The organism is Cereibacter sp. Soil_C_27, assembly GCF_057657095.1.
Genome location: NZ_JBDGJD010000003.1, coordinates 184,149 through 205,006 on the forward strand (window position 1 = coordinate 184,149; position 20,858 = coordinate 205,006).

Sequence of the window (20,858 nt, forward strand, 5' to 3'; positions counted from 1 at the left end):
CTTGCGATCTGAAGAGCGGTGACGGTCCGGGACCGCAGGGTCAGCCGAATTCGACCGGGTGGGGATCGCCGAAGCGGGTAATGTCGTGCCAGAGATCCGCCAGCAGTTGCAGGATCATCAGCACCGAACCGAACACGAGGATCCAGCGCGCGGGCCAGAGCGGGAAGCGCAGCAGACCCGAGGTCGCCTCGTTGATCTGCCAGCTGTAGAGCGCCTCGACCCCGCCCTGCCAGGTCAGCAGGGCGAAGAAGAGGATTCCGGCGAGAGAGGCGACGATGTCCATCGCCGACCGCATCTTCTTGCCGACGTTGAGATAGACCAGCTCGACGCGGATATGCGACCGGCGGATCTGGGCCCAGGCGATGCCGCCGAAGACCACGAGCACCATGGTACTTTCGGTGAATTCAAGCGCCCCGGGGACCGGATGACCCAACTGCGTTCCGACGACGTCGGTGACGCCAAGGAACATCGACAACAGAAGCCCTATGCTGCCGAGAGCGACAGAGAAGACTGCAAGCTTGTTGATCAGGCGCGTCAACCGGTTTCCCCTTTGTTTGCTGATGGTCGCGGGATCAGCGCGCGGTGCGCTCGCGCCAGGCGTCTGCCACCTCGGCTGCTGCCTCGCCCTCGCCGCGACCGGCCATCTCGTCAACCCAGAGCTGCAGCAGGTCAGGGGTCTTGGCTTTCCACTCGGCCAGAAGCTCGGGCGAGAGGGTGATGATCTCGCCGCCGTTGGCCTCGATCTCCTCGGCAGCGGCCACGATGGCTGCGTCGATCCACTCGACGTATTCCTTCTGCGCGACAGCCGCTTCTTCGGTGATGATGGTCTGCAGATCCTCGGGCAGACGCTGCCAGGTGCGATCGCTCAGCACCACCATGTGACCCGCGATGTTCAGGCCCGGTCCGCAGGAGAACTTGCCCGCCTCGTAGAGCCGATAGGCGTTGACGTTGCCGAGGTTGACGAAGGAGTAGTCGATGGTCCCACGGTCCACCGCCTCGTAGAGATCGCCGGCCGGCACCGTGACCGGAGTTGCGCCGACAGCAGACATCATGTGCGGGATCAGGTTGCCGAAGGTGCGGATCTTCTTGCCGTTCAGCCCGTCGAGCGACTTGCACTCATCGGTCTTGCCGGTCAGGTAATAGGGATCGAGCGGCTGGTGGAACAGCCGATGGATGCCCAGACGCTCGGTTTCGGCCTTGAAGGCATCGAGCTCAGCGAAAGAGTAGTCGGCAATCTCGATGGCTTCTGCCGGGCTGTCGAAGACGAAGGGGGTTTGCAGGATCTTGCTGTAGAGCAGCTGGTCGCCGTAGTAGCCCGGCACGATGGCGGCCATGTCGATGGCGCCGCGCCCCACGAGGCCGAGCAGCTCCGAGTCCTTGCCGAGCCCGCCCGAATAGACGATGTTGATTTTCAGCCTCCCTTCGGAGCGCTCCTCCACCCGCTTCGCGAAGTCCTGCTCGACCTTCACGAAGGGCGAGTTCGACAGGTAGTGGCCGTAGTTCAGCCGGAACTCCTGCGCGAGGGCGGCCGAGCCGGACATCGCGAGAACCGCGGCTGCGCCAAAGAGCGAAAGCTGTAGCTTCATGGGTCTGGATCTCTCTGTTGGGGGCATCTGCGTGCCCGTTCTTGACGTTTTTCTCGGCAACATGCCGACAACTGTTTACAGTTTGCACTTCGCCCTCAGTCTGTCAATACTCGGGTCTAGGCGGCACTGCTGCGGATGGAGGCCAGAATGCGACAGACAGAAGAGTTCCAGATAACCGGCACCCCGACCGGGCCGCTGCCCGTTTCAGAGCAGATTCTGGCTCGGCTGGCAGAGCGAACCTCCTGCCGCGACTTCGACGGCAGCCGCATCCCGCGCGAAGATCTGATGGCGATGCTGGGCGACGCGACGGAGGCGCCCTCTTCCTGCAACCAGCAGCATTGGCACTTCGTCGTGGTGGACGATCCCGAGCAGCTGGCACGGGCTGCCGATCTGGCGGGGGGCAATCCGCATTTCCGCAGCTGCGCCGCGCTCGTCTATCTCTGCTTCCAGAAGGGCTGGACGCATGACAACTTCTCGGTGGTTCAAGGCGTTGCCGCCGCTGGCTATCATCTGATGCTCTCGGCGCATCTTCGCGGCTGGCAGGCAATTTGGAATGCAGGCACCGGCGACCCGGATGCGGTGCGCGCCCTGCTGCAACTGCCGCAGACCTTCGACAATCAGGGGGCAATTGCCTTGGGCCGTGCCAAGGTCGACGCGCCGGATCGCAAGCCGCCGCGCCGCCCGCTCGGCTCGGTGGTCTCGTTTCAGACCTTCGAGCGTCCGGAGGAGACTGTCTATCCGGTGCGCCCCGCCGCGGCCTATCCCTTTCCGGCCATGTCGCGCGCAAGCAATCCCTTTGCGGAATGGAACCCGCAGCGCTGGTCGGCGGCACAGCTTGCCGATTACCGCGCCTGGTCGGTCTGGGCAAAATCGCCGCTCGCCGGGGTCTATACCTCCCGTCGCCAAGGCGAGGCGACCGAACGCGAGCTCGATCTGATTCGCCCGCTTCCGTCTGCGGCCAAGGTGGCCGAGCTGCTGCCCTGGGGCGGCACCAGCACCCTGCCGCTGGCCCGCAGATTGCCCGGGGATGCGGCGCTGACGGTGGTCGAGAGCCACGCGAACAACATCGAATTCATCCGAGACCGCCTGCCGCGCGAAGGCATCTCGCGCCCGGTCGATCTGGCGCTGATGAAGGGGGGGCGGCTACCCTTCGCCGATGCTTCGCTGGATCTCGTCGTGATCCCGCAGAGCCTCGAACACGTCGCGGAACCCGCGGACCTGCTGGACGAAGTGCGGCGCGTCTTGAAGGTGGACGGTCAGATGGTCCTGAGCCTGCGCAACCGCTGTTCACGGTATGGGGCAGAGTGGGCGCGCGGGGAGTCGCACGGGCAGATCCCGCTGCAGGGCCCGTTCACTCCGCTGCGCCCGCGTGCGGTGGCAGATCTGCTGGCGGGGCGCTTCGCAGTCGAGGCGCTGCATGGGATCGGCCTGTCGGCTGGCGGCGACAGTGAGGTTCTGACCGAGGGCAGGCTGCGCCTGCGCCGCCGTCTCATCGTGCTGCGGGCGCGCCCTGCCTGAGCGAGCCCGCCCTCTCGGGACGCGTCAGCCGGGCGCGCCCGGCAGCGTTCCGGCGGGAAGGCTCCGGATGTGGCGGTTCACCCCACCGACGGTGGTGATCCACAGATCATCGCGGTGCTGCAGGATATGGGCCAGCGCGCGGCGCAGCGCCCTGAGCCGGTAGGGATGGCCGATGATGAAGGGATGGGTGATCAGCGTGAAGACCAGCGGATATTTCGACGACTGCAGCAGCATCTCGTCGAACTGGTCGATGATCATCCGCTCGAAGGAGGCCGCGCTCTCCTGGCGGAAGACCATCGACGGAGAGTCGTTCAGTTCGACCGAATAGGGCACGGAGAGGATGCTTCCGCCGCGGGTCCGCATCCAGACAGGCTGATCGTCCACCGGCCAGTCCAGCATGAACTCGTAGCCCGCCTCCTGCAGCAGGTCGAGCGTCACCGCGCTCTGGGCGAAATAGGGGCCCATCCAGCCCTTCGGGGCTTCTCCGGCCAGCCGGGTGATCTCTTCGGTGGCCTCGGCGATCAGCTGACGCTCGTCGGCCTCGCTCAGCCCGTCCTGCCTCTCGCCATTCGATCTGCCGTGGCCGATGATCTCGTCGCCCCGCTCGCGGATACGGTCGAGGATCTGCGGATGCTGGCGCAGCACTGCCGAGTTGATGTTGTGCGAAGCGGGAAGACCGAGCTCAGTCAGCAGGTCAAAGAGATACCACTGGCCGACACGGTTGCCGTAATCGCGCCAGGCGAAGTTGCGATGGGTCTGAGGTGCGGTGAGCGTGGCGCTGTCGCTGCCCAGACCGCTGCAGAAGCTGAAGATCTCGATGTTGTTGCACAGGCAGAATGCCAGCCGCTTGCCGTCGGGCCAGTCGTAGACAGGCCGTTCCGGCAGGGCTGAGTAAGCGTAACGTCCGTGATCCCTGAGTTCCATCGCCGCCTCCTGTGCTTTCAATATGTGTCGAACAGATGCTGCACCCGCTCGATATCCGCGTCTTGCGCGAGGCCGAGCATCAGAAGGATCCGCGCCTTCTGCGGTGTCAGATCGCCCGCTGCGATCCAGCCCACGCTGCGCAGCCAGTCGCGGCGCGCCACGCGTCCCTGTCCGACCCTGCTGGCCTGAACGACGGGAATGCCCGCCCGAGAGGCGTCGAGCAGGGCGCTGCGCTCCTGCGGGGCGGGCATGCCGGGGGCGAAACCGGCGGAGACCAGCCCGCGGGCACCGGCCGCCCGAAACGCTTGGACCGCAGTGCCGTCGCTGCCGGCATAGGCATAGCAGATATCGACGCGCGGCAGCCCGGCCTCCCCCATGCCGGGGTCGAGCGTGGGCGGGCGCGGCGTCGGAGGCCGGTGGAACAGCACCCGGTCCGGATCGGCGACGCCCACCGGACCCCAGCTGCCGGAGTGGAAGGCGTCGAGCCGGAAGGTCGATCCCTTGGTGACATCGCGCGCGGCGTGGATCTCGTCGTTCATCACCACCAGCACCCCCCGGCCTGCAGCGGCCGGGTCCGCCGCGACGCGGACAGCGTTGATCGCGTTGGCGGCGGCATCCGAGGAGAGCGTGTTCAGCGGGCGCTGCGCTCCCACGAGCACGACCGGACGTGGACCGGAGAGAGTAAGGTGCAGGAACCAAGCCGTCTCCTCGAGCGTCGCCGTGCCATGCAGAACCACGACACCGGCAATCTCTGGCCGGGCGGCAATCGCCTCGTCGATCGTGCGGTGCAACCGCAGCCAGTCCTGCGGCCCCACGGCACTGGAACCCACCGAGCGGAAGGCCAGTGGCACCAGCTCGGCAAAGCGCCCGAGGTCGGGGATCGCTTCGATCACCTCGTTCACCGAGAGCTTCCGCCCGGTTTCGGGGTAATCCATGTAGTCGCGGTTGTCGGTGGCGAGCGACGAGATCGTGCCCCCGGCCCCGACGATGGCGATCACCGGCAGGTTGGCCATTTCAGTCTCCGAACGCGAGGCGGCGGTGCTGGTAGCGCCCGATGCCGATGCTGTCATCGCAGAGCCTGCCATCGCGCACGACCTCATGCCCCCGGACCAGCGTGTTGCGGATCGCGCCCTTGAAAGTCTTTCCCTCGTAGATCGAATACCCCGCCGAAGACACCACCTTGTCGCGGGTCATCGTCCATTCGGTGTCCAGATCGACCAGCACGATGTCGGCGTCCAGTCCGATGCTCAGCGCGCCCTTGGTCGTGAGGCCCATCAGCCGCGCGGGCGCTTCCGACAGCACTTCGACCAGACGCTCCAGCGGAATGCCGCGGGCGTGATGGCCTTCGGTCAGCATCACCGGCAGCAGGGTTTCCATGCCGGGGCAGCCGGGGGAGGCGGCCCAGATGCCGTTTTCCTTGCCGGTCAGATCGCGATGCACGTGGTCGGTGGCGACGGTGTCGATTTCGCCATTGGCCACGCCCTGCCAGAGCCGGTCGCAGTTATCTCGGCTGCGCAGGGGCGGATTGATCTTGCCGATGGCGCCGATTGGGTCGGTCACGTCATGGGTGAGGTAGTGCGGGCAGGTCTCGAAATAGACCTCATCCCCGGCGGCACGGCGGGCCAGCCCGGTTTCCAGTGCCGCCGCCGAGGAGGTGTGCACGACATAGAGCGGGGCTCCCGCCGCATTGGCCAGATAGGAGGCGCGCTGCACGGCCTCGGCTTCGACGAAATCGGGCCGGGAGGCATCCCAAGCCGCCAGACCGCCGGCACCCTCGGGGTCGGCCTTCATCGCACGCTCGCGCAGCACCCAGGCGACCTCGATGTTCTCGGGATGCGGGGCGACCATACCGCCGTGCGCCGCTGCCAGTTCGGCAAGCCGGAAGAAGAAGCCGTCGTCGATATCCGGCAGCCCGAGCCTTTTGCCCTCGCCGCCGCGGTTGTTCATGAAGATCTTCAGGGTCGGCGCGCCAAAAGTGTCGATGTAGGTCGGCACTTCGGCCAGCTGGGCCTCGGTCGAGATGATGAAGTGATAGCCGAAATCGATGCGCGCACCCGCCTCGGTCACCGAGCGGACCTCGTCGAAGGTCGCGGCATGCGGTTCGGAGGCCATCAGGTAGGGCACCATGCAGGTCACCCCGCCGATCGCTGCCGACGCGGTCTCCACCTCGGCATCGCGCGGCTCGCGCGGGCGCGAGATGTCCTTGCCATGCCCGAGATGCAGATGTGCGTCGATCACGCCGGGCAGGGCCACCAGACCCGTGGCATCGATCTCGCGCGATGCCACGGCCTCGGTGCCGGGCTGGAGGAGGGCCGCGATGCGGCCGTCCTTCACGGCGATGTCGCAGGCGGTGCGTCCGCTGCCGGGCAATACGGCTTCGCCACCACGGATCACGAGGTCGAAGGGGGTAATCGGATCACTCCTCTGCAGAACCAAGGGCACGTAGCGCTGAGGACAGCGCCGTGCAGTCGGGGGCGGCGTCGAGCCCGGCGAGAGCCGCGCGCAGGGCGGCAGTCTCTGCGCCAGGGGCAAGCCGGGCCAGGTTGGCGGTGAATTTCGCGTCGAGATCGGTGTCCGAGGGCGGGCGCGAGCCATTGCCATAGACATCGTCGATGCGCTGTTCGAGCACGCGGCCATCGACCAGCGTCAGCCGCAGCAGGGCGTCGAAGCGCGCCGGGAAACGGCTGTCCTCCAGCACATGCCAGTCGCTCCGCGCGGCGAGACCCGTGACCCCGGGCGACAGCGCCTGTTCGAAGCTCGCGAGATCGACCCGGCCATCGACAAGCTGCATCGCCACGGTGACGGGCAGCGACCAGCGCGCCAGATGGCCGGAGGCGCGGGTCTTTTCAGCCCAGGGTTCGGCCACGATCCCGGCTGCCCCCTGCGGCACGCCGCAGTCGAACCGGGCAACATCGGACGCTGTCACGCCTTGCGCCTGCAGCAACCGAGCGGCCTCGATGAAGGGGTGCAGGTAGTGGCAGCAGGGATGGAACTTGTAGGCTGCGGCTTCCAAATGCCAGACTTGGCCGAGGTCAGCCAGCAAAACGCCGAAACGCTCCGCCGCCGCCTCGTCCCCGGCGAACTGTCGGAACAGGCCGAACCGGCCCTCGAGCGCCGTGAGCGGGCCGGTCATGCCTGCCGCCGCGAGATCGGCAGCAATCAGCCCCGCCTGTGCCGCCCAGCCCGGGTGCATCGACTTTACCGTCGAGCCATTGGTCAGGAACTCGAACACCCCTGAAGCCTGGCTCAGCGCGATCCCCAGCGCATGCTGGGTCTGCTCGGCGTCGAGCCCTTTCAGATCGGCGGCGATCCCTGCAGCACAGAGCGCCCCGCCGACCGAGGTCAGCTGGAAGCCCCGGTTCTGAAAGCCGCCCGCCGCCGCGAGGCCGAGCCGGATGAACACCTCATACCAGAGCGTGTAGGCGCGGATCACTGCCGAGCCGCTTGCACCCTCGGCCTCACCCGCCGCCAGTGCCGCGGCGGCCAGCACCGCCGAGCCATGCACGATGGAGCCGGTATGGGTGTCGTCATATTCGAGGCTGTGGATCAGCCCGCCATTGATCAGCGCCGCCGAGGTCGCGGGCAGTCCGTGCGGCAGGCCGAAGACGCTGGCCGGGCCGCGCCCGCTCTGCATTCTGGCATAGCGCCGCCAGTGTGCCCCTGCCGCCGATCCGGCGGCCGCGTGGCCGACACCCACGGCATCGGTCACATGGCGCAGGGCGGTCCCGCGCAGCGAGCCGGGCAGCTCGCCCAGGCTGCGCAGTCGGTCGATCACCTCGGCGGAAAGCGTCATTTCAGGCCCCGAGGTCAGCGGCGGCGGCAAGGGCTGCAAGACGCCCGAGCGCGGTTGCCGTCAGCAGGCCATTGCCCGAGGCATAGCCGAGCGCGCCCGACTTGCCCGAGACCCCGGCCGCCGCGCCGCCACCTGCATAGAGGCCGGGGATCGGCGTGCCGTCGCGGCGCAGAACCCGCGCGTCATCATCCACCGCAAGCCCGCCCTGGGTGTGGAAAAGCGCGGGCAGGGTGCGGCAGGAATAGAAGGGTGCCTGAAGCGGTGCGAGCCCATAGGCCGTGCGGCCGAAGGCATCCGGCACGCCTGCCTCCGCCGCAGCGTTGAAGGCCGCCACAGCCGCTTCGGCAGCGTCGGCATCGAGCCCCTGCGCCGCGGCCACCTCGGCCACGGTCGCGCCGGTCTTGAGCCCCCTGTGTTCCCAGAGCTCGGCGAATTCTTCTTCCTGCATGGCAATCTCGAAGATCCGCTGGTCGAAGAGGGCCCAGGACCGCGCGCCTTCCGCCAGGACGTGTCTCGCATAGCCGGAGTAGCCGAGGCTTTCGTCGCCGAAACGCTCGCCCTTCTCGTTCAGCAGGACGCCGCCCTTCTCGATGGTCGTCCAGCTTAGGATCGAGCCATGCGGATCGGCCACGGCGGCATAGCCCTGATAGGCTTCCATGTTCAGCAGCTCTGCGCCGAGTTCCTCGCCCCACAGGATCGCCTCGCCGTCGGAGCCAAGTGCGCCAAAGTATTGTGCGCCCGCGATCTCCGAGATGTAGCGCTCCACGAGGGCGCGGTTGTTGCCGAACCCGTTCGAGGCCAGGATGACGGCCCGAGCCCGGATCTCCTGCGGCTGGCCATCACCGGAATCGACGAGCGCTCCGACGACCCGACCGTCCTCGACGATCAGGCTGCGGGCGGCATTGCCGACGGCCATCGGGATGTCGCGGCGTTCGACCGCTGCCACCAGATCGTCGACCAGATCCTTGCCGCGGCGCGAGCGCGGAGCATGCAGCCGCGAAACCGAATGGCCGATGTGCTTGTAGGCGGTGATCAGCTCCATCCGGCAGCCGACATCGTCGATCAGCCATTCCACGGTTTCGGCAGAGACCGCGGTCATGCGCCGGACCAGCTGCTCGGCCTCGGTCTCGCCCGCGATGCCCATCAGGTCGCGGAAATAAGTCTCCGGCGTATCCTCGATGCCCGCTTCGCGCTGGAAGCGACTGTTGGCTGCCGGAACCGAGCCGGTCGACAATGCGGAGTTGCCGCCTGGACGGTCGTTCTTCTCGATCAGGGCCACACTCAGCCCCTTGTCATGCGCCTGGATGGCGGCGCAGAGGCCGCAGGCCCCGGCGCCGATGATCAGAACGTCAAGCTCGTCGCTCATGATGGTCTTCCTGTGGTCTTGCTGTTTCGCCGTCGGCTCAGGCGAGGGCGTCGAGCGCCTGGATCGTGTCGTCGGTCGACAGCACATCGGCGTATTTGTAGGCCATGTCGAACAGGTTCACCGCGTGCGAGGTGAACGAGCGGTCATAGCAGGCGTCCTGCGGCACGGTGCAGCGGAAGTTGTAGGCAAAGCCATCGACGACCGAGCCGCGCACGCAGCCCGACGTCGAGCAGCCGGTGACCACCAGCGAGTCCACGCCGAGGTCGATGAGATAGCTGGCCAGCGGCGTGCCGAAGAAGGCCGAGGGGTGCTTCTTGGGCAGCAAGATATCGCCTTCCCGGGGTGCAATCTGCGGCGGGAACTCGTAGCCCTTCGCGGCGACGCCCAGCAGCGCGGGCACCTTGTCACCCAGCCGTCCGGTGTCGAAGGACTGCTTCGGCGCGACGTAGGGGTAAAGAACCGGCCAGCCCTTCGCGCGGAACAGCGTCAGCAGCCGCTCGATATTGGCCATGGCCTCCCAGGCGATCTCACCACAGGAGGTCTTGAACTCGTCGATCGCCTCGAAGAACGGCATCGGGCGGGTGCCGGTGGTGCGATACTGCACGTCGATGATGACGAGCGCGGGCCGCTTGCCGAGGCCGGTCGGGCGACCGAACCCAGCCGCATCGTAGGCGCGGAGATCCTCCTCGCTGATGATTCCGTCCCACGGATGCGACATGATCCTGCTCCCTGTCCCTTGCTTATCGATAACGGGCTTCCAGCCCATCCCAGAAGTCCTTGTTCACCGACCGCTGACGCTCGTCGAAGCCGGCCAGCAGATCGGCGACGCTGTCGAGACTGCCTTCGTCGCGCAGCGCGGTCAGCACGCGGGTGGAGGCGCGCAGCGCGGCCTGCAGCGAGGCATTGGCGTAGAGGACGATGGAAAAGCCATTGCTGGCCAGCACCTCGCGCCCCGGATCAGGCGTCTTGCCGCCAAAGACGATATTGGCGACCTGCGGCACGCTCAACTCGGCACCGATGCGGCTCAGCTCCGCGAAGCTGGCGGGAGCCTCGACGAAGGTCATGTCGGCGCCTGCCTCGATATAGGCGTTGGCACGGTCGAGCGCCGCATCGAGGCCTTCGATGGCGCGGGCATCGGTGCGGGCGATGATCATCAGATCCTGATCCACCCGGGCATCGACCGCCGCGCGGATCTTCTGCACCATCTCGCTGGCAGGAATGACTTCCTTGCCATTGAAATGGCCGCATTTCTTTGGAAAGACCTGATCCTCGATCTGGATTGCCGAAGCCCCGGCGCGTTCGAGCAGGCGCACCGAGCGCACCGTGTTGACGGCGTTTCCAAAGCCGGTGTCGGCATCGACGATCAGCGGCAGGTTCACCGCGTCGGCGATGCTCGCAACCGTCTCGGCCACTTCCGTGACGGTGGTCAGCCCGACGTCGGGCGCACCGAGCCGCATGTTCGCGATGCCTGCACCGGTCACATAGACTGCTTCGAATCCCAGATCCTCAATCACCCGGGCAAACAGGGCGTTGGCAGCTCCCGGCAGGGTCGTTGCGTCGCGGCGGGCGACAAGGGCTTTAAGCCGCTGAGTGGGGCGCATTGGCAAATTCCAGAAACTGAATGCCCCGCAAACGCAGGGCGGATAACCGGACCATGAACTGTAATCTGACAGCTGTCAACAGTTTGCACTATCATGCCAAAGTCGTCTTCGGCGCTTCAATCCTCGGGGGCAGGAGCAGGGGTCTCGGCCAGGATCGCCATTGAGCTGCTGCGTGCGGAGGCGATATGCCGGCGCATGGCGGCTTCAGCCTGTTCAGGATCGCGTGCGCGGATCGCCGCGACGATCTCGTGGTGTTGACGCAGCGCCTCTTCGGCCCGGCCCGGACGCATCGAGGACTTCAGCCGGGCGATGCGCAGCTGCAGGTTCACTTCGTTCAGCAGGATGCGCTCGATGTTCAGGCAACCGGAGGCGCGGGCGATGGAGAAATGGAAGTCCTCGTCGACGCTGCGCTGGCGGTAGGCGCGGTTGCCGGTATCGCGGATATCGGTCTCATGCTTCTGCAGCATGCGTTCGGCTTCCTCTGCCCAGCCGTCCGGGGCATTGGTGGCCGCCAGACGCGCCGTCATGCCTTCCAGCGCCTCGCGCAGGTAGAAGAGCTGTTGCAGCGAGTCCTGATCGAACTGGATCACGCTCACGCCCAGCCGGGGAACACGTTGCACCAGCTTGCCCTCAAGCTGCTGCAGCGCCTCGCGCACCGGCCCGCGGCTGATGCCCAGCTGTCGCGCCAGCAGAGATTCCGACAGCTTCTCGCCCGGTTCGAACTCGCCCGAGGTGATCGCAGCCACCACACGGTCCAAAGCCTCATTGGCCAGCGACCGGATCTTGATCGGCTCCATCATCCTGCCTTCTCCTTTCTCCTGCGGTGAGCCCTCGCGGCGCATCCCGACCGTTGTTCTTCCTATGCGGGCGGCGCGTACAACGCATGACATCCGTCTGCCCCTTGTATTTCCAGATGCCCGAAAATCTATCAACTGTCGACAGTTCCGGAGCGGCACCATTGCCGCAGGACAAGCGCCGCGTTGAAACTGTCGCTCCCAAGTGCAGCGCAAGGTGATGGCGAGGGTCTTGCGGCTGCTGACAGGCGCCGGCCTCCGCGCACGGCTTCGTGCTGGACGACCCCGGCGCCGCGTGCCACTTTCCGGGTGATGGTCCCAAACCCGAGGAATTTCCGTGAAGATCGAACCGTTCGGCGTCGAAATCTGGATGAACGAGTATGAGACCAAGTGCCGTCTGAACCTCGCCGAGACCTGTGTCGAAAGCCTGACCATCGCGGAGCTGCTGGAACTCACCGGGTCCAACGCCGCCGATCTCTCGGCGCTGCTGCCGATGAAGATGACCTATGGCGCGATCGAGGGGTCCGAGCGGCTGCGCAACGCCATCGCCGCGCTCTATGACAGCCAGAGCCCGCAGAACGTCATCGTCACCCATGGCACCATCGGTGCCAACATGCTGGTGCATCGCGCGCTGGTGGAGCGGGGCGACCGGGTGGTCTCGATCGTGCCGACCTATCAGCAGCACCATTCGATCCCGGCCAGCATCGGCGCGGATGTGCAGATGTTGCAGCTGCAGGAGAAGGACGGCTGGCTGCCGGATCTCGAGGCGCTCAGGGCGCTGGCGCTGCCGGGCACGAAGCTCATCGCCCTGACGAACCCCAACAATCCCACCGGCGCGCTGATCCCGCGCGAGATGCTGCTCGAGATCGCCGAGATCGCCCGTGCGGCGGGGGCTTGGGTGCTGTGTGACGAGGTCTACCGCGGCACCGATCAGGAGGGGGCGGGGATGACCGCCTCCATGGCCGATCTCTACGAGAAGGGCATCAGCACGGCGGGCATGTCGAAGGCCTTCAGCCTTGCCGGGCTGCGGCTCGGCTGGGTCGCGGCGCCGCCGGAGGTGATCGCCGAGGTGCTGATCCAGCGAGACTACGACACGATCAGCGTCGGCATGATCGACGATCATTTCGCCACGCTGGCGCTGGAGAATGCGGGGCGCGTCCTCGCCCGCTCGCGCGCGATCACCCGCGGCAACCTTGCCCTGCTGGCGGAGTGGATCGAGGCGGAGCCGAAGCTGTTCTGGGTGCGGCCGCGCTCCGGCACCACCGCGTTGGTGAAGCTCGATCTGCCGATGAGCTCGCGCGAGTTCTGCACCGAGCTCCTGCGCGAGACCGGCGTGATGTTCACGCCCGGCTCGGCTATGGGAATGGAGGGCTATGTCCGGATCGGCTACGCCAACGCCCCAGAGGTGCTGCGCGAGGGGTTGGCGCTGGTGTCGGGCTTCCTCGCCCGTCACTGATCGCGGATCAGCCGCTCCCAGAAGCGCGCGCCGGTGTCGAGCACGGCGTCGTTGAACTGGAACTCCGGGCTGTGCAGGCCGGGGCCCGGCCCCTGACCGAGGAACAGGAAGGCGCCGGGGCGGGCCTGCAGCATGAAGGAGAAATCCTCGCTGACCATCAGCGGCGGGGTATCCGTCACTGTCGGCGCGATGGCCGCGGCGCTGCGGGCGGCGCGGGCCATGGAGGCCGGGTCGTTCACCGTCACCGGGTAATCGCGCAGATATTCCACCTCGGCCCGCGCGCCATGCGCTGCCGCGACCCCGGTGGCGATGCGTTCGATGGCCGTCTCGCACTGGTCGCGCACCGCCTCGTCGAGCGTGCGGACGGTGCCGGCGAGACGGGCCGTCGGCGCGATGATGTCCTCGTTGTCGGAGGCCTCCATCCGGGTGATCGAGATCACAGCCGAGGCCAGCGGATCGAGGCTGCGCGAGACGACGGTCTGCAGCGCGAGGTGGATGTGGCTTGCGACCAGGCCAGGGTCGATGCAGCTCTCGGGCCGCGCCGCATGGCCGCCGCGCCCCTCGATGCGGATGCGCAGGCTGTCGGCCGCCGCCATGATCCCACCGGGACGGGTGCCGAATGTGTTCTCCGTCAGCCCCGGCAGGCAGTGCATGCCGAAGACCTGCTCGATGCCGAACCGCTCCATCAGCCCGTCCTGCAGCATGGCCCGCGCCCCGGCGCCGCCGTTCTCCTCGGCTGGCTGGAAGATGAAGACGGCGGTGCCAGCAAAGTCGCGCCGGGCGGCGAGACGGCGCGCCGCCAGCAGCAGCATCGCCATGTGCCCGTCATGGCCGCAGGCATGCATCCTGCCGGGGTGGAGCGAGACAGGATCGGCCGAAGCCCTTTCGAGGATCGGCAGCGCGTCCATGTCCGTCCGCAGCCCGGTCACCGGGCCGGGCCTGTCGCCCCGCGCCAACGCGACGACCCCGCTGCCGCCGATCCCGGTTTCCACGGCAAGACCGAACGAGCGCAGCCGGTCCGCGACGAAGCCCGCCGTCCAGGGCAGATCGAACAGCAGTTCGGGGTGGCGGTGCAACTCGTGACGCCAGCCGATCGCATCTGTCAGGTCTTCAGTCATGGCTCACCTTCGATCCGTTGCCGCAGTTCTATGCCCGGTCCCATGGCCGCGTCTTCGCCTTCTGACGATCTGGCGTCGCCTCGGTCAGCCCGCCACAGCCCGGATGCCTGTGACGACGATGGCTGCCAGACCCGCCGTCGCCGGAACTGTCACGATCCAGGCGGCGACGATGGTCATGAAATGCGACCGGCGCACCAGCTTGCGGCGGCGGCGTTCCTCCGGCGACAGTTGCGGGCGGCTGGGCAGGGCCATCCGCATGTTGCGCAGGCGCCGCTCGGCATCCCATTCGCGGAAGAAGCCGACACCGAAGACCGCGCCGACCGCGATATGGGTGGAGCTGACCGGCAGGCCGAGCCAGCTTGCCACGATCACCGTCAGCGCCGCCGACAGTGCCACGCAATAGGCGCGCATCGGGTTCAGCTTGGTGATCTGGCTGCCCACCATGCGGATCAGCTTGGGTCCGAAGAGGAAGAGGCCGAAGGAGATCCCGGCGGCACCGATCAGCATGACCCAGAAGGGAATGGCGACCTCAGTCGCGATGCCCGCGCCCTGCGAGGCGGCGACGATGGCGGCGAGCGGACCGATGGCATTGGCCACGTCATTGGCGCCATGGGCAAAGCTCAGCAGGGCCGCCGAGACGATCAGCGGGATGGCGAAGAGCACCTTCAGCGACTTGTTGCGGTTCTCCAGCCCCGCGGACTGGCGCCGGATCACCGGGATCATCACCAGCCAGATCACGAGCCCGGTGAGGGCACCGATGCCAACCGAGGCGCCCGGCGGGATCTGGACGACCGCCTTCAGCCCCTTCATCACCAGATAGATGGTGAAGGTGCCGCCCATCAGCCCGACGAGCACCGGCACCCAGAGCCGGGCCGCGGCGATCTTGTCGGGGCGGTAGATGATGCGCGCCTTGATGAACCACAAGAGCCCCGCCGCGACGAGCCCGCCGAGCAGGGGCGAAATGACCCAGCTTGCGGCGATGGCCCCCATCGTCGGCCAGGTCACCGCGCCAAAGCCCGCCGTGGCGATGCCCGCCCCCATGACGCCGCCGACGACAGCATGGGTCGTCGAGACCGGGGCGCCGATCCAGGTTGCGCAGTTGACCCACAGTGCCGAGGAGAGCAGCGCCGCCAGCATCGCCCAGATGAAATCCCGCGGCCCGCCGAGGCTGTCGACCGCGATGATGCCCTTGGAGACGGTGTCGACCACCTCGCCCCCCGCAAGGAGCGCGCCCAGCGTCTCGCAGATCGCGGCGATGACGATGGCGCCGCCCATCGTCAGGGCCTTGGCGCCGACGGCGGGGCCCATGTTGTTGGCGACGTCATTGGCGCCGATGTTCAGCGCCATGTAGGCCCCCAGGGCCGCCGCCACGATGACCACCATCGCATTCGGCGTCTGGCCGAGCAGCAGCGCTGCGGCGAGCGCCGCAACTAGCACGAAGATCAGCGCGAGGCCGATCCCGACCATGGGACGCGTGACGTAACCCGTCGCGAGTTCGAGGTTCGAGAAGCGGCCGAGATCGCGGTCGAGCGTTTCGAGGTGCCGCGCTTCAAAATCTCTGTTCGCCATAGGTTCTCCCGGGTGGTCCGCAGCCTCCTAAACAGGAGGGCCCAAGGATTCAATCCTTGTTCGGCGGAATCCCAACGGCTGCGAACTGGCAAAGGATCCGGCGCAATCCCGGTTCGTCCACCAGACGGGCCGCTTCCGTGGGCGAGACCCATCGACGCTCGCGCTGACCCACCTCGGGGAAGTCATCGGCAAGCGCCTCGACCGCGACCGGGTAGACCAGCACTTCGACCGGCACCGGCAGGCCGGAGTCGCGCAGCTTGTCGTAGACATAGGCACCAAGCGTCGTCTCGCTGGCCCGGCCCTGCACCCCGGCCTCCTCCCAGGCCTCCTGCAGCGCGGCCTCGGCCGAGCTGCGCCCCCGCATCGGGCCGCCCTTCGGGATCACCCAGCGCCCGCTGCCGCGGCTGGTGATCAGCAGTACCTCATGTCCGGAAGCCCCATCGCGATAGCACAGCGCCGCCACCTGATGCCGCCGGGGACGGCGGAAGAACGGTGAGACCAGCTCGCTCCAGATCCGGCTCAGTGTCGACATCATGTCCTTTCCGGCAGCGCCTCATCCCCGGAGCCATGAGACAGGCGATGTGGCGAGTGCGCAACCCCGAAGGGCTTCAGGGCGCCATCATGATGTGCGGAAGGCCGGAAGCTAGCGCGGGCGCAACCCGTCGAGAAACACCTCCAGCAGCAGATCCGCGCGCGCAGGGTCGGCGCCGGGGCCGTAGCCGAGGGCCATCAGCACCCGCATCAGGTCGTCGCTGGTCACGTCGGGCCGCACCATGCCGCCCGCCACGGCGCGCGCGTGCAGGGCGGAGACGGCGCCGCGGATGCGCATCGACTGATCGCTGAAGAAGGACGACTCGGGCTCGAACACCGGGGCCAGCGCCGCGACCATACCCTTCTTCGTCGCCATCATCCGCAGCGCTGCCCGCATCCACGCCTCGAACCCGTCCTCGGCGGCCCGGCGTTCCAGAAGCTCCACCTCGCGCGCATAGACCGCCTGGAACAGCGCCTCGCGGGTCGGGAAGTGCCGGTAGAGCGTGCCGACGCCCAGCCCTGCCGTCCGCGCCACCGCTTCCAGACTGCCGCCCTCGTCGCGGAAGACCTCGCGTGCCGCTTCCAGCAGCAGTTCGCGATTTCTCAGCTGATCAGCCCGGGGTTTCCTTGCCTTTGGCGTTTCTTCGCCCATCCTTTTGCCTACCCATCATCTCTCTTGCAAAACGGAGGCAGCCTCCGTATTAATGCGATATAGCCGGATACTGTCGGCCTCCCTGCAAGCTTATTGCCAACGAGGGAAAGATGACACAGACCTTGCACCTCACCATCAACGGTATCGCGCAACAGATCGCGCTGGACGACCCGCGAGCCACGCTGCTCGGCCTCCTGCGCGAGCGCCTGGGGCTGACCGGAACAAAGAAGGGCTGCGACCGGGGCCAGTGCGGTGCCTGCACCGTGCTGATCGACGGGCGGCGAATGAACGCCTGCCTCGCGCTCGCGCTGTCGCATGACGGGGCGGAAATCACCACGATCGAGGGGCTGGCCCAGGGCGAGGAGCTGCATCCTGTCCAGGCCGCCTTCATCGCGCAGGACGGTTTCCAATGCGGCTTCTGCACGCCAGGGCAGATCATGTCGGCCGTAGCCCTGATCGCCGAGGGCGAGGCGGGGACGGACCCCGAGCGCATCCGCGAGGGGATGAGCGGCAACCTCTGCCGCTGCGCCGCCTATGCGGGCATCACCGAGGCGGTGCTGGAGGCCACGCGCGCCATGGCAACGGCAGAAAGGACACCGGCATGAAGCCCTTCGCCTATACCCGTGCCGCCTCCCTTGCCGAGGCCGTGGCGGCCGAGGGCCGCTTTCTGGCCGGGGGCACCAACCTTCTGGACCTGATGAAGATCGGCGTCGCCACCCCGTCGCGTCTGGTCGACATCAGCCGCCTGCCGCTGGACGAGATCGAGCAGCTGGACGGCGGCCTGCGTATCGGCGCCATGGTGCGCAACGCCGAGATCGCACGGCATCCGGCAGTGCTCGAGCGCTTTCCCGCGCTGGCCGAGGCGCTGCTTTCGGGAGCTTCCGCCCAGTTGCGCAATGCTGCGACGGCGGGCGGCAACGTGATGCAGGCGACGCGCTGCAGCTATTTTCAGGACGTGGACTCGCCCTGCAACCGGCGCGAGCCGGGCAGCGGCTGCGGCGCGCTCGGCGGCGAGACCCGCAACCATGCGGTGCTCGGCTGGACCGAGGGCTGCATCGCGACCCATCCCTCCGACATGTGCGTGGCGCTGGCTCTCCATGATGCGGTGATCGAGATCGAGGGGCCGGCGGGCCGCCGCGAGGTGCCGATGGAGCAGTTCCACCCGCTGCCCGATGCAACGGGCGCAGGGCCCGCGCCGCTGGCCGCGGGCGAGATCATCACCCATGTCCGGCTGCCCGATCCGGGCGGCATGGCGCGCCACGCCCGCTATGTGAAGCTGCGCGAGCGCACCTCCTTCGCCTTCGCGATCGTCTCTGCTGCCGCCGCGCTGGAGCTGCGGGAGGGGCGGATCATCGCTGCCCGGCTCGCCCTTGGCGGCGTCGCGGCGCGGCCCTGGCGCTGTCCTGCGGCGGAACAGGCATTGGTCGGACAAGCTGCGACAGCCGAGAGCTTCGCCCGCGCCGCCGAACTTGCCCTGGAGGGCGCGCGCCCCTCCGGCGACAACGCCGCCAAGATCCGGCTCGCGACCCGGATCGCCATCCGCGCGCTCGAGCTCGCTGCTGCGGGCACGCCCGACCGGCTGCCCGCGCTTCCCGGTTCCGTCTTCGCAGGAGAGACCAATGGCTGACATGATGGAGACGCAGGGCCATGTGCGGCTCGGCTCGAATGCCGGGCAGGGGCTGACGCGGCGCGACGGTCTGCTGAAGGTGACCGGCGCGGCCACCTATGCCGCGGACAACCGGCCCGAGGGGCTGCTGCATGCGGTGACGGCGACCGCTGCCATCGCCCGGGGCCGGGTTACCCATCTCGATGTGGCCGCCGCCGAGGCGCATCCGGGGGTGGTGAAGGTCTACACCCCCGCCAATGTGCCGGCGCTGGCCGTCAGCCCCGACGAGAAGATCCACCCTTTCGTCTGGCGGATGGAGGCGCTGCAGAACGACCGGGTGCGCTATGCCGGTCAGCCGATCGCGCTGGTGCTTGCCGAAACGTTGGAGGCCGCAACCGAAGGCGCGCGCCTGCTCGCCCCGCGCTACGAGGCCGAGACGCCGCGGGTGACGCTGGACGACGCCGAGCCCTTCGACACCGAGACCACCGCCTTCGGTCGCCCCGCCGCCCACAGCTCGGGCGACATGGAGGCCGCCCGCGCCGGTGCGGTGCAGCAGGTGACGGCGACGGTGGAGACGGCGGCGCAATATCACAACGCGATGGAGCCGCATGCCATCGTCGCGCGCTGGGACGGCGACCGGGTCGAGATCGACACGCCCAATCAGGCAATCGGCCTTGCCAAGCAGACTTTCGCCGCCTTCCTCGGTATCGACCCCTCGCAGGTGCTGATCCGCAGCCCCTTCCTCGGCGGCGGCTTCGGCTCCAAGGCGATCCTCTATGGCGCGCAGCTGCTGGCCGTTCTCGCCGCCCGCGACATCGGTCGCCCGGTCAAGCTGGTCCTGCGCCGCGACCAGATGTACGGCCCCGTCGGCCACCGCGCCCCGACCCGGCAGACGCTGCGGCTCGATCTGGGCGAGGGCGGGCGGATCGCCGCCCTGCAGCATGACACGCTGACGCTGACCTCCACCTTCGACCAGTTCCTTGAATCCGCCTCGAACGCCTCGCACAGCATCTATGCCGCGCCGGCGCTGCAGACCTCGCACCGTGGCCTGCGCGCCGATATCGGCACGCCGGGCCCGATGCGGGGCCCGGGAGAGGCGCCGGGGTCGGCGGCGCTGGAGATCGCGATGGATGCCGCCGCGGAGGCCGCAGGGCTCGACCCGCTGGAATTCCGACTGAGGAACTATGCCGAGACCGGCCCGTCAAACGGCATGGCCTTTTCCTCCAAGGCGCTGCGCGAGTGCTATGCCGAGGCGGCGGAGCGTTTTGGCTGGGCGGGCCGCCCGACCGAGCCGCGGCAGATGCGGCAGGGGCGGCTGCTCAAGGGCTGGGGCATGGGTAGCTCGCAGTTTCCCTGTCCGATGTTCACCGCCGCGGCCCATGCCACGTTGCATGCAGATGGCCGCGCGGTGGTCGAGACCTCGGCCGCCGACATGGGGCAGGGGGCCTGGACGGCGTTGGCGCAGATCGCGGCGGACGGGCTCGGCCTCGACATCGACCGCGTCGAGTTCCGCTCGGGCCACTCGGATCTGCCCGACGCCGGTGTGGCGGGCGGCTCGGGCCATACTGCGACCGCGGGGACCGCGCTCTTCAATGCGGGCGCCGACGCGGTGCGCCAGCTGGCCGATCTTGCCACCAACGATCCGGCCTCACCGCTCTTCGGGGCGGGCAACGCGGGCGTCACGGCACGCGCGGGCCGGCTCCACCGCAACGACGACGACCGCTTGGAAGCCTATGAGGACATTCTCGCCCGCGCCGGTCTCGACATGGTGCGCGGCGAAGGGGCGGGCGCCCGGACGGGCGAGCCCTCCCGCGCGATGTTCTCGCATGGTGCGGTCTTCGCCGAGGTGCTCGTCGATCCCGACCTCGGGCAGATCCGCGTCAGCCGCCTGATCGGCGCCTTCGCCGCCGGACGGATCATCAACCCGCGGCTGGCCCGCAGCCAGCTTCTGGGCGGCATGATCTGGGGCATCGGCTTCGCCCTGCAGGAAGAGGCGCTGCACGATGCGAGAACGGGTCGGTTCACCAACAACGACCTCGCGGGCTATCACATCCCGGTCAATGCCGACGTGCCGATGATCGAGGCGCTGACAGTGCACGAGGACGACCCCTTCGTGAACGCGCTCGGCATCAAGGGCGTGGGCGAGATCGGCGTCACCGGCACCGTCGGTGCCATCGGCAACGCCGTCTGGCATGCCACCGGCAAGCGCCCGCACCGCTTCCCGATTCATCCGGAGAGCCTGATCTGACGGGGCGGCGGCAGGGGGTGCCGCCGCAATTCAGCGGGTCGTGATGCGTCGAGCCGTCCTGTGGTCTCGCCTCGGTCCTTTGACACCGGAGGCAGC

19 protein-coding genes are annotated in these 20,858 nt (G+C 67.9%); 5 read left to right on the forward strand and 14 right to left on the reverse strand.

Annotated elements, in window-relative coordinates; genetic code table 11:
• Window positions 1-40: 40 nt before the first annotated feature.
• Window positions 41-538, reverse strand: a complete 498-nt coding sequence (locus AC3A5Z_RS12915; protein WP_487519756.1) for a TRAP transporter small permease subunit — start codon at window positions 536-538, stop codon at window positions 41-43.
• A 34-nt stretch (window positions 539-572) separates the two neighbouring features.
• The gene (locus AC3A5Z_RS12920; RefSeq protein WP_487519757.1) at window positions 573-1,586 is read right to left on the reverse strand and encodes a TRAP transporter substrate-binding protein; all 1,014 of its coding nucleotides are present in this window, start codon (window positions 1,584-1,586) and stop codon (window positions 573-575) included.
• 147 nt (window positions 1,587-1,733) lie between these two features.
• Between AC3A5Z_RS12920 and AC3A5Z_RS12925 the strand changes: the two genes are divergently transcribed.
• Window positions 1,734-3,104 (forward strand): nitroreductase family protein, encoded by a 1,371-nt coding sequence (locus AC3A5Z_RS12925; RefSeq protein WP_487519758.1) that lies wholly within the window; start codon window positions 1,734-1,736, stop codon window positions 3,102-3,104.
• Window positions 3,105-3,128: 24 nt separating this feature from the next.
• Here AC3A5Z_RS12925 and AC3A5Z_RS12930 read toward each other — a convergent pair whose 3' ends face one another.
• The 8 genes from AC3A5Z_RS12930 to AC3A5Z_RS12965 all read right to left on the reverse strand — a co-directional run bounded on the left by AC3A5Z_RS12930 (window position 3,129) and on the right by AC3A5Z_RS12965 (window position 11,588).
• A complete protein-coding gene (locus AC3A5Z_RS12930; protein WP_487519759.1) occupies window positions 3,129-4,028 on the reverse strand; it encodes a polysaccharide deacetylase family protein in 900 nt (299 codons plus the stop codon).
• Between the two features lie 17 nt (window positions 4,029-4,045).
• Window positions 4,046-5,041 carry an asparaginase gene (locus AC3A5Z_RS12935; protein WP_487519760.1) on the reverse strand — a complete coding sequence of 332 codons (996 nt, stop codon included), beginning with the start codon at window positions 5,039-5,041 and terminating at the stop codon, window positions 4,046-4,048.
• 1 nt (window position 5,042) lies between these two features.
• Window positions 5,043-6,398 (reverse strand): dihydroorotase, encoded by a 1,356-nt coding sequence (locus tag AC3A5Z_RS12940; protein WP_487519761.1) that lies wholly within the window; start codon window positions 6,396-6,398, stop codon window positions 5,043-5,045.
• A gap of 46 nt (window positions 6,399-6,444) precedes the next feature.
• A complete protein-coding gene (locus tag AC3A5Z_RS12945; RefSeq protein WP_487519762.1) occupies window positions 6,445-7,821 on the reverse strand; it encodes an MmgE/PrpD family protein in 1,377 nt (458 codons plus the stop codon).
• A gap of 1 nt (window position 7,822) precedes the next feature.
• Window positions 7,823-9,187: an FAD-dependent oxidoreductase gene (locus AC3A5Z_RS12950; protein WP_487519763.1), complete on the reverse strand. Its 1,365-nt coding sequence runs from the start codon at window positions 9,185-9,187 to the stop codon at window positions 7,823-7,825.
• Window positions 9,188-9,224: 37 nt separating this feature from the next.
• The gene (locus tag AC3A5Z_RS12955) at window positions 9,225-9,905 is read right to left on the reverse strand and encodes an isochorismatase family protein (RefSeq protein WP_487519764.1); all 681 of its coding nucleotides are present in this window, start codon (window positions 9,903-9,905) and stop codon (window positions 9,225-9,227) included.
• 22 nt (window positions 9,906-9,927) lie between these two features.
• Window positions 9,928-10,788 (reverse strand): isocitrate lyase/PEP mutase family protein, encoded by an 861-nt coding sequence (locus AC3A5Z_RS12960; protein WP_487519765.1) that lies wholly within the window; start codon window positions 10,786-10,788, stop codon window positions 9,928-9,930.
• A gap of 116 nt (window positions 10,789-10,904) precedes the next feature.
• Complete coding sequence (locus AC3A5Z_RS12965) at window positions 10,905-11,588, reverse strand: GntR family transcriptional regulator (protein WP_487519766.1); 684 nt, start codon at window positions 11,586-11,588, stop codon at window positions 10,905-10,907.
• A 331-nt stretch (window positions 11,589-11,919) separates the two neighbouring features.
• Between AC3A5Z_RS12965 and AC3A5Z_RS12970 the strand changes: the two genes are divergently transcribed.
• On the forward strand, window positions 11,920-13,038 hold the full coding sequence (locus tag AC3A5Z_RS12970; protein ID WP_487519767.1) for an aminotransferase: 1,119 nt from the start codon (window positions 11,920-11,922) through the stop codon (window positions 13,036-13,038).
• Here the strand turns inward: AC3A5Z_RS12970 and AC3A5Z_RS12975 are convergent.
• The 4 genes from AC3A5Z_RS12975 to AC3A5Z_RS12990 form a co-directional block, all read right to left on the reverse strand.
• Window positions 13,032-14,156, reverse strand: coding sequence for an amidohydrolase (locus AC3A5Z_RS12975; RefSeq protein ID WP_487519768.1), 1,125 nt, complete (start codon window positions 14,154-14,156; stop codon window positions 13,032-13,034). The two genes, AC3A5Z_RS12970 and AC3A5Z_RS12975, sit on opposite strands and share 7 nt — an antisense overlap.
• A gap of 84 nt (window positions 14,157-14,240) precedes the next feature.
• On the reverse strand, window positions 14,241-15,725 hold the full coding sequence (locus AC3A5Z_RS12980; protein ID WP_487519769.1) for an inorganic phosphate transporter: 1,485 nt from the start codon (window positions 15,723-15,725) through the stop codon (window positions 14,241-14,243).
• A 49-nt stretch (window positions 15,726-15,774) separates the two neighbouring features.
• Window positions 15,775-16,260, reverse strand: coding sequence for an NUDIX hydrolase (locus tag AC3A5Z_RS12985; RefSeq protein ID WP_487519770.1), 486 nt, complete (start codon window positions 16,258-16,260; stop codon window positions 15,775-15,777).
• Window positions 16,261-16,368: 108 nt separating this feature from the next.
• Entirely contained in the window at window positions 16,369-16,908 is a 540-nt protein-coding gene (locus AC3A5Z_RS12990) for a TetR/AcrR family transcriptional regulator (RefSeq protein ID WP_487519771.1), read from the reverse strand.
• A 110-nt stretch (window positions 16,909-17,018) separates the two neighbouring features.
• Here AC3A5Z_RS12990 and AC3A5Z_RS12995 point away from each other — a divergent pair, with 110 nt between their 5' ends.
• The 3 genes from AC3A5Z_RS12995 to AC3A5Z_RS13005 are packed head-to-tail and all read left to right on the forward strand — an operon-like array spanning window position 17,019 to window position 20,762.
• Window positions 17,019-17,513: a (2Fe-2S)-binding protein gene (locus AC3A5Z_RS12995; RefSeq protein ID WP_487519772.1), complete on the forward strand. Its 495-nt coding sequence runs from the start codon at window positions 17,019-17,021 to the stop codon at window positions 17,511-17,513.
• Entirely contained in the window at window positions 17,510-18,535 is a 1,026-nt protein-coding gene (locus AC3A5Z_RS13000) for an FAD binding domain-containing protein (protein WP_487519773.1), read from the forward strand. Before AC3A5Z_RS12995 ends, AC3A5Z_RS13000 begins: the two co-directional genes overlap by 4 nt.
• On the forward strand, window positions 18,528-20,762 hold the full coding sequence (locus AC3A5Z_RS13005) for a xanthine dehydrogenase family protein molybdopterin-binding subunit (protein WP_487519774.1): 2,235 nt from the start codon (window positions 18,528-18,530) through the stop codon (window positions 20,760-20,762). The genes AC3A5Z_RS13000 and AC3A5Z_RS13005 overlap by 8 nt, the downstream gene beginning before the upstream one ends.
• The last annotated feature ends 96 nt before the right edge of the window (window positions 20,763-20,858 follow it).